At 73.5% G+C, this 6,598-nt stretch carries 6 protein-coding genes; 3 read left to right on the top strand and 3 right to left on the bottom strand.

Annotated features, from left to right (window positions below):
- Window positions 1–170: 170 nt before the first annotated feature.
- On the bottom strand, window positions 171–1,373 hold the full coding sequence (locus ACFVX9_RS21815; protein WP_063350540.1) for an agmatine deiminase family protein: 1,203 nt from the start codon (window positions 1,371–1,373) through the stop codon (window positions 171–173).
- 197 nt (window positions 1,374–1,570) lie between these two features.
- Between ACFVX9_RS21815 and ACFVX9_RS21810 the strand changes: the two genes are divergently transcribed.
- Window positions 1,571–2,149, top strand: coding sequence for a TetR/AcrR family transcriptional regulator (locus ACFVX9_RS21810; protein WP_380370016.1), 579 nt, complete (start codon window positions 1,571–1,573; stop codon window positions 2,147–2,149).
- Between the two features lie 44 nt (window positions 2,150–2,193).
- On the opposite strand, the gene ACFVX9_RS21805 is transcribed toward ACFVX9_RS21810, so the two are convergent.
- Window positions 2,194–3,312 carry an agmatine/peptidylarginine deiminase gene (locus ACFVX9_RS21805; RefSeq protein ID WP_387983068.1) on the bottom strand — a complete coding sequence of 373 codons (1,119 nt, stop codon included), beginning with the start codon at window positions 3,310–3,312 and terminating at the stop codon, window positions 2,194–2,196.
- A 171-nt stretch (window positions 3,313–3,483) separates the two neighbouring features.
- Window positions 3,484–4,038 carry a TetR/AcrR family transcriptional regulator gene (locus ACFVX9_RS21800; protein WP_063350538.1) on the bottom strand — a complete coding sequence of 185 codons (555 nt, stop codon included), beginning with the start codon at window positions 4,036–4,038 and terminating at the stop codon, window positions 3,484–3,486.
- Window positions 4,039–4,295: 257 nt separating this feature from the next.
- On the opposite strand from ACFVX9_RS21800, the gene ACFVX9_RS21795 reads away from it, so the two are divergent.
- The gene (locus ACFVX9_RS21795; RefSeq protein WP_387983066.1) at window positions 4,296–5,945 is read left to right on the top strand and encodes a serine/threonine-protein kinase; all 1,650 of its coding nucleotides are present in this window, start codon (window positions 4,296–4,298) and stop codon (window positions 5,943–5,945) included.
- Window positions 5,946–6,053: 108 nt separating this feature from the next.
- Window positions 6,054–6,557 carry a DinB family protein gene (locus ACFVX9_RS21790; protein ID WP_380370024.1) on the top strand — a complete coding sequence of 168 codons (504 nt, stop codon included), beginning with the start codon at window positions 6,054–6,056 and terminating at the stop codon, window positions 6,555–6,557.
- Window positions 6,558–6,598 lie beyond the last annotated feature (41 nt).

Raw genomic sequence — 6,598 nt, 5'->3', positions numbered from 1 at the left:
GGTTGGGCGGCAAACCACCTCCGACGGGACAGTAGGCCGCTCCGGGGCGGACCGGCGGGGAGCTGCCCGCTTCGCCACCCCGCCCCGCCTTGTTTTTGGGTTGCGGCCCCCCACAGCCGGTCAGGCCCGGCCGATCGGTCAGGCCCGGCCACTCAGACCCGGCCGATCGGTCAGGCCGGGCCCGAGGAGCCGCCGGAGGCCCCGGCGGCGGCCTCGGGCTGCTGCTGGGTCGAGCAGTGGATGCCGCCACCGCCGGCCGCGATGGCGTTGATGCTCACCGGGACGATCTCGCGGCCGGGGTGGAGGTCGGCCAGCACGCCCGCCGCCCGGTCGTCGGAGGCCTTGTCCCCGAACTGGGGCATGATCACGGCCCCGTTGACGACGTAGTAGTTGAGGTAGGTGGCCAGGAAATCCTTGCCCCGGTCCGGCTGCCCGGTGAGGTCGGGTTCGGCGAGTTCCACGATCCGCGGCTTGCGGCCCTTGGCGTCGGTGGTGGAGCCGAGCACCTGCAAGGCCTGGTCGGAGGCGCGGGACCAGATGTCCGGCGGGGTGTCCGGGCCGGGGCGGTGGATGACGACCACGCCCGGCTCCGCGAACCGGGCCAGGGCGTCGATGTGGCAGTCGGTGATGTCCTGCCCGGCCACGCCGGCGAACCAGATGACCTTCTGGACGCCGAACAGCTCCTTCAGGGCCCCCTCGATCTGGTCGCGGCTCGTGCCCGGGTTGCGGTTCGCGTTGACCCACGAGCTCTCGGTGGCCATCAGGGTGCCCTCGCCGTCGACCTCGATCGCGCCGCCCTCGCCGGTGATCGGCGCCTGGATGCGCCGGATCCTGTAGTGGTCGAGGAGGTACCGGGCGACCTTGGCGTCGTTGTCGTGGGTCTGTTTGCCGCCCCAGCCGTTGAAGTTGAGGTCGACGCCGGCCAGTCCTGCCGGGCCGGTGACGAAGGTCGGGCCGGTGTCGCGGGCCCACAGGTCGTCCACCGCCAGGTCGAGGACCTCGACGCTGGAGCCGCACAGCTGCCGGGCCGCGGCGCTCTGGTCCGGGCGGGCCATCAGCACCACGGGTTCGAACCGGGCGACAGCCTGCGCGACGTGCGCGATGTCCTGGCGGACGGCGGGCAGTTGGTCGCCCCACACCGAATCGAGGGCCGGCCAGGCCATGAACGTCCTGGTGTGGGGGCGCCACTCGGCCGGCATGGCGTACGACGCGGCGGCGCTCGCGGCTCCGCCCGTGCCCGTGCCGGCGGCCGTGGTCGGCTCGTCCTTCGGGGACGAGGCCCCCGACGAACCGCAGCCTTCCACCATCGCGACCACGGCCGCGGCCGCCCCGGAGCGCAGCACGGCCCGGCGGGACAGGGCGGGTTCTCTCATGGCAGGTCCCCTCGTCGACACGGATTCCACCCCGAAGCGGGCGATATCCGACAGTAGGGGTGGCCGGCGGGTCCGTCGGCGAGCCCGCGCGGCGCCGATCGGGCGAATCGGGCGATCCGCCGGGCCGGGAGGGCGGGGTGGGCGCCTCCCGATCTGGACTGAAAGTTCAGTCAATATTTCGAGTACAGTGGACCACCATGCCAGACCGTCGAACAGAAATACTGAGAGCGGCCACGAGACTCATCGCGCGACGCGGCGTACGCGGACTGCGGGTGGGGGAACTGGCCGCCGAGGCCGGGGTGTCGACCTCGCTCATCTACTACCACTTCACCGACCGCGCCGGGATCCTCCGCGAGACCCTGGAGTTCATCGGCGAACGGGCCGACCGCTACACCGCCGAACCGGAGCCCGGGGCGCCCACGGACGACCCCTGGAGCGAACTGGCCCAGGCCCTGCTGCTGGAACTCCAGGACTCCACCGAGGTCCGCGAGAACAGCACCGCCTGGGGCGAGTTGCGGGCGAGCGCGGTCTTCGAGTCCCGCCTCCGCGAGGACCTGGCCAGGGCCACCCACACCTGGGTGCACGAGATCGCCGGCCTGCTCGGCCGCGCCCACCCGTTCGGCACCGCGCCCGCGCACGCCGCCTCCGCCGAACGCCTCACCGCGCTCCTGGAAGGCCTCAGCATCCGCTGGCTGAGCGGCTCCCTGTCGCTCGACCGCGCGCGCAGCCTGCTCGGCGAGGCGATCGGCACGGAGATCGCGGGCTGGCGCGCCTAGGGCGCGTCTTCAGGATCTGCTGGGCCCGGTCGACCGGACAGGCCCTAAGGCAGCGGTTCCTGCATCGTGGAGCAGTGGATGCCGCCGCCCCCGGCCATCAGGCGGTCGACGTCGAGCTGGACGACCTCGCGCCCGGGGAAGGCCTCGGCGAGGGTGCGCCGGGCGGCCTCGTCCTTGTACACGTCGCCGAACTGGGCGGCGATCACGCCCCCGTTGACGACGTGGAAGTTCAGGTACGAGTCGACGAACTTCGAGTCGCGCGACCGGACGGTGTCGGGGCCGTCCACCCGGATCACCTGGAGCCGGCGGCCCCTGGCGTCGGTGGCCCGGGAGAGGATGTCGAACTGCTCCCGGGCGTCCCGGGCCCAGACGTCGTGGCGGTCCGCCGGGGGCAGTTGCACCAGGACGACGCCCGGCCGGACGAACCGGGAGGTGACGTCGATGTGGTCGTCGGTGATGTCCTGGCCCTTGATCCCGGGGACCCAGATCATCTTGTCCGCGCCGTACACCTCCAGGACGGCCTCCTCGATCTCGTCCCGGCTCATGCCCCGGTTGCGGTTCTTGTTGACCAGGCTGCTCTCGGTGGCCATCAGGGTGCCGTCGCCGTCGGTCTCGACCGAGCCGCCCTCGCCGACGAACTCCGCGTAGGAGAAGGGGAGTCGGAGCATCTCGGCGATGCCGCGCGCGACCTCGGCGTCGTCCCGGTGGGTCTGCTTGCCGCCCCAGCCGTTGAAGTTGAGGCCGACGGCGTCGAGCCGGCCGTAGCCGTCGCGCCGGAACACCGGGGCGGTGTCCCGCATCCAGAGGTCGTCGGTGGGGACGGCGTCCGTCACGGTGACGGCGGGTCCGCACAGGGACTGGGCCTCCCGGACGCTGTAGTCGTCCGGGGCGCACATGACCACCGGCTCGAAGCGGGCGATGGTCCGGGCGATGAGCGCGATGTCCTGCTGGACACCCGCCAGCTGCCGGCCCCAGACGGACTTGCGGGACGGCCAGGACATCCAGGTGCGGGCGTGCGGGACGTCGTCGCGGTCCACCCACCACTGCGGGAGCCCGGCCTCGCCGGCGTACGGCAGCCCGTGCTCCGCCTGGTGCGGGGGCGGGGTCGGGGCCCCGAAGAGGCGGTCGAACAGGGAGCGGTTGTCACCGTGGGTGCTGCTCATGACGGATCTCCAAATCAAGTATTGCCCACCGAGTGACCGGTGGCCCCGCAGCCGCAACTCTGACATTGACTGAATTTTCAGTCAAGCTCCAGATCATGGAACTGCCCGGCCGACCCCGACACGGGAAAAGGGCCCCGGGCCGCCTCGCCCGGGGCCGGAACGCGACGCGCGCTACCCGCGCAGTCGCTCCACTTCGGCCTCGATCGCGCCGGCCATCAGCTCGCGCGCGTGCGCCACCGGCAGGCTGCCGCTGAGCCAACGGACACTCAGCCCCTCCAGCAGCGCGGTCAGCCGCTCGGCCGAGGCCGCCAGGGCGGCGGCCCCGTTCATCGGCCGCACCTGCCCGAGCAGCTCCGCGACCTCCTGGACCCAGACGAGGGTGGCCCGGGCCAGGTCCTCCCGCAGCTCGGGGTCGAACACCGCACTCGCCCGCAGCTCGCCCCAGGCCGTGCTGTTCTCCCGTACCTCGGGGGTGTCCTGGAGCTCCAGCAGCAGCGTCTGTTCCAGCTCGCCCCGGGCGTCCAGCGGCGGCGCGTCCGCCGCGCGCTCCGTCGTGTAGCGCTCGGCCCGGTCGTTGATGAACTCCAGCGTCGCGCGGAGGATCCCCGCGCGGTCCTTGAAGTGGTAGTAGATCAGCGCGGTGGACACACCCGCCTCCGCCGCCAGTTCCTCCACGCGCAGCCCGCGGACGCCGCGCCGGGCGATGACCCGCGCAGCCGCTTCCATGATCAAGGTTCGACGGTCAGCCACAAGGAACCACCTTACCCGGAGGGGGCACCGGCCGATCGGAGGACCCTGTTCCTGACTGAAATCCCAGTCGGGGTACGATCCGGTGCGCTTCACGACGCCGGCGTCCGCCCGGGCCCCGGCCCGACCGCCCGCCGCGCCCGCGCCTTGCCCCGTCCTGCCTTGCCCCGTCCTGCCTTGCCTTGCCCCGCTCCGCCACTCCCCCGTCCCACCCGCACGACCCGCTGGGAGCCAGCATGACCGCAGAGCCCTTCGGCGCCCCGTCGCCCACGGCGTTCCAGGCGCTGTCCCCGGACGACCCCCGCGAGGTCGGCGGCTACCGCCTCTGCGCGCGGCTCGGCGCGGGCGGCATGGGCCTCGTCTACCTGGCCTACACCCCCGGCGGGCGGCCGGTCGCGCTCAAGGTCGTCCGGCCCGAACTCGCCGAGGACCCCGAGTTCCGGCACCGCTTCGCCCAGGAGGTCGCCAGCGCCCGGCGCATCCACGGCCTCTACACCGCCCAGGTGGTCGACGCGGGCACCGACGCCGCCACTCCCTGGCTGGCCACCACCTTCGTGCCCGGCCCCTCCCTCCAGCAGGTCGTCCACCACTACGGACCGCTGCCCGAACGGACCGTCCTGCTGCTCCTCGCCGGCATCGCCGAGGCCCTCCAGGCGATCCACGCGGCGGGCGTCGTCCACCGCGACCTCAAGCCCGGCAACGTCCTCGTCGCCGCCGACGGCCCCCGCGTCATCGACTTCGGCATCGCCCGGGCCGCCGACGCCAGCCCGCTCACCGGCATCGGCCTGCGGATCGGCTCGCCCGGCTTCATGGCCCCCGAACAGGCCCTCGGCCTGTCCGCCGCCCCGGCCACCGACGTCTTCGCGCTGGGTGCCCTGATCGCCTACGTCGGCTCCGGCACTCCCCCCTTCGGCGACGGGCCCGAGCCCGCCTCGCTGTACCGGGCGGTGCACGAGGAGCCCGACCTCTCCCACCTGCCGCCCGGACTGCACGAACTGGTCCGGCACTGCCTGGCCAAGCGCCCCGAGGACCGGCCGGGCACCGCCCAGCTGATCGAGGCCGCCCGCCGGCACCCCGCCACCGGCGGCGAACTCCGCTTCTCCGACGACTGGCTGCCCCAGCAGGTCAGCAGCGCGATCCGCCGCCACAGCGACCTGCCGACCACGCCCGCCACACCCGCCCCGCCCGCCACCGTCCTCTCCCCGGCCCGGGCCGCGGCCGACGCCCCGACCAGGCTCGGCCTCCCCGCCCCGTCGCCCACCCGGCTGCAACCGGCCCCCGACAGACCCGAGCCCGCCGCCCCCGCCCGCCGGCACACCCGCACCCGCACTGTGCTCCTGACCACCGCCGCCCTCCTCGTCGGCGCCGCGGCCGCGTTCGTCCTGCTCGATCCCGAGTACCTCGACGACCTCGACGACCAGAACGTCGCCGCCGGCCTCGCCCCGTCCGCCGGCGCCGCCACCGCCCCGTCCGCCACCGCCCCGGCCACCACCGCCGCCACGACGGCCCCCGGGTACACCGCCGTCCACACCAACCTCGAACTCACCTCCCCCGACCCCAGCTACGAGTTCGACCTCAAGGCCGGGAAGGTCACCGCCCAGGACGCCTCCACCTGGTACCTGGGCCGCCACGCCGGCGAGTTCTACATCCCCGAGGACAGCGACGCCTACGTCGCGCCGACCGGCCGGCTCACCCTCCCCGACTGCGTCAAGGGCGTCGAGACCCAACCGGTCTCCACCCTGCCCTTCAACGCCCTGCGCACCGACCGCAGCTTCTGCGTCCGCGCCCAGGGCGGCCAGGACATCGCCATCGTCCGCATCCTCGCCACGGCCGCCGACGACGGCCCGGTCCGGATCTCGCTCACCTCCTACCACCGCTCCGCCTGACGCGGCGCCACCCCGGACGGACGGCCCCGTTCCGCGCGCAGGCGTGACCGGACGGGGCCCGGCCACCGGCCCGGCGGCACTGTCGGTGACGGCTGGTACGGTCCGCCCATGATGAAGCGCGTACCGTTCACCGGTGCTGAGAAGGACAGTCTGCACGTCGCCCTCGACCGGCACCGCGACGCGGTGCTGTGGAAGCTCGACGGCCTGGACGACGAGCAGCTGCGGCGGCCGATGACCCCGTCGGGGACGAACCTGCTGGGCCTGGTCAAGCACCTGGGGGGTGCCGAGCTGGGCTGGTTCTGCGAGGCGTTCGGCCGCGAGACGGGGCCCCTGCCCTTCGACCTGGAGGCCGACGAGACCTCCGACATGAGGGTGGAGCCGCACGAGTCCACCGAGGACGTCCTGGCGTTCTACGCCCGCGCCCGCGCCGCCGCCGACCAGGTGATCGGCGAACTCGACCTCGACGATCTGGGCAAGGCCTGGTTCGGCGACGCCGTCTCGCTGCGCTGGGTGCTCATCCACATGGTGACGGAGACCACGCGGCACGCGGGCCACGTGGACATCCTGCGCGAACTCCTCGACGGCGCGGCCGGCGACCACAACCGGGGCTGAGCCGGGCAGGGGCCGCACCTGCGCCATCCCGCGTCATCCCG

This window comes from Kitasatospora sp. NPDC058243, assembly GCF_042882025.1.
Classification (GTDB): Bacteria; Actinomycetota; Actinomycetes; order Streptomycetales; family Streptomycetaceae; genus Kitasatospora.
Note: the sequence above shows the minus strand (reverse complement) of the source record. Positions and strands in the feature narration are given on the sequence as shown.

Coding starts and splice junctions, on each gene's coding strand:
- ACFVX9_RS21815 (WP_063350540.1), bottom strand. CDS start 1,373: ATGAGAGAACCCGCCCTGTCCCGCCGGGCCGTGCTGCGCTCCGGGGCG.
- ACFVX9_RS21810 (WP_380370016.1), top strand. CDS start 1,571: ATGCCAGACCGTCGAACAGAAATACTGAGAGCGGCCACGAGACTCATC.
- ACFVX9_RS21805 (WP_387983068.1), bottom strand. CDS start 3,312: ATGAGCAGCACCCACGGTGACAACCGCTCCCTGTTCGACCGCCTCTTC.
- ACFVX9_RS21800 (WP_063350538.1), bottom strand. CDS start 4,038: ATGGAAGCGGCTGCGCGGGTCATCGCCCGGCGCGGCGTCCGCGGGCTG.
- ACFVX9_RS21795 (WP_387983066.1), top strand. CDS start 4,296: ATGACCGCAGAGCCCTTCGGCGCCCCGTCGCCCACGGCGTTCCAGGCG.
- ACFVX9_RS21790 (WP_380370024.1), top strand. CDS start 6,054: ATGATGAAGCGCGTACCGTTCACCGGTGCTGAGAAGGACAGTCTGCAC.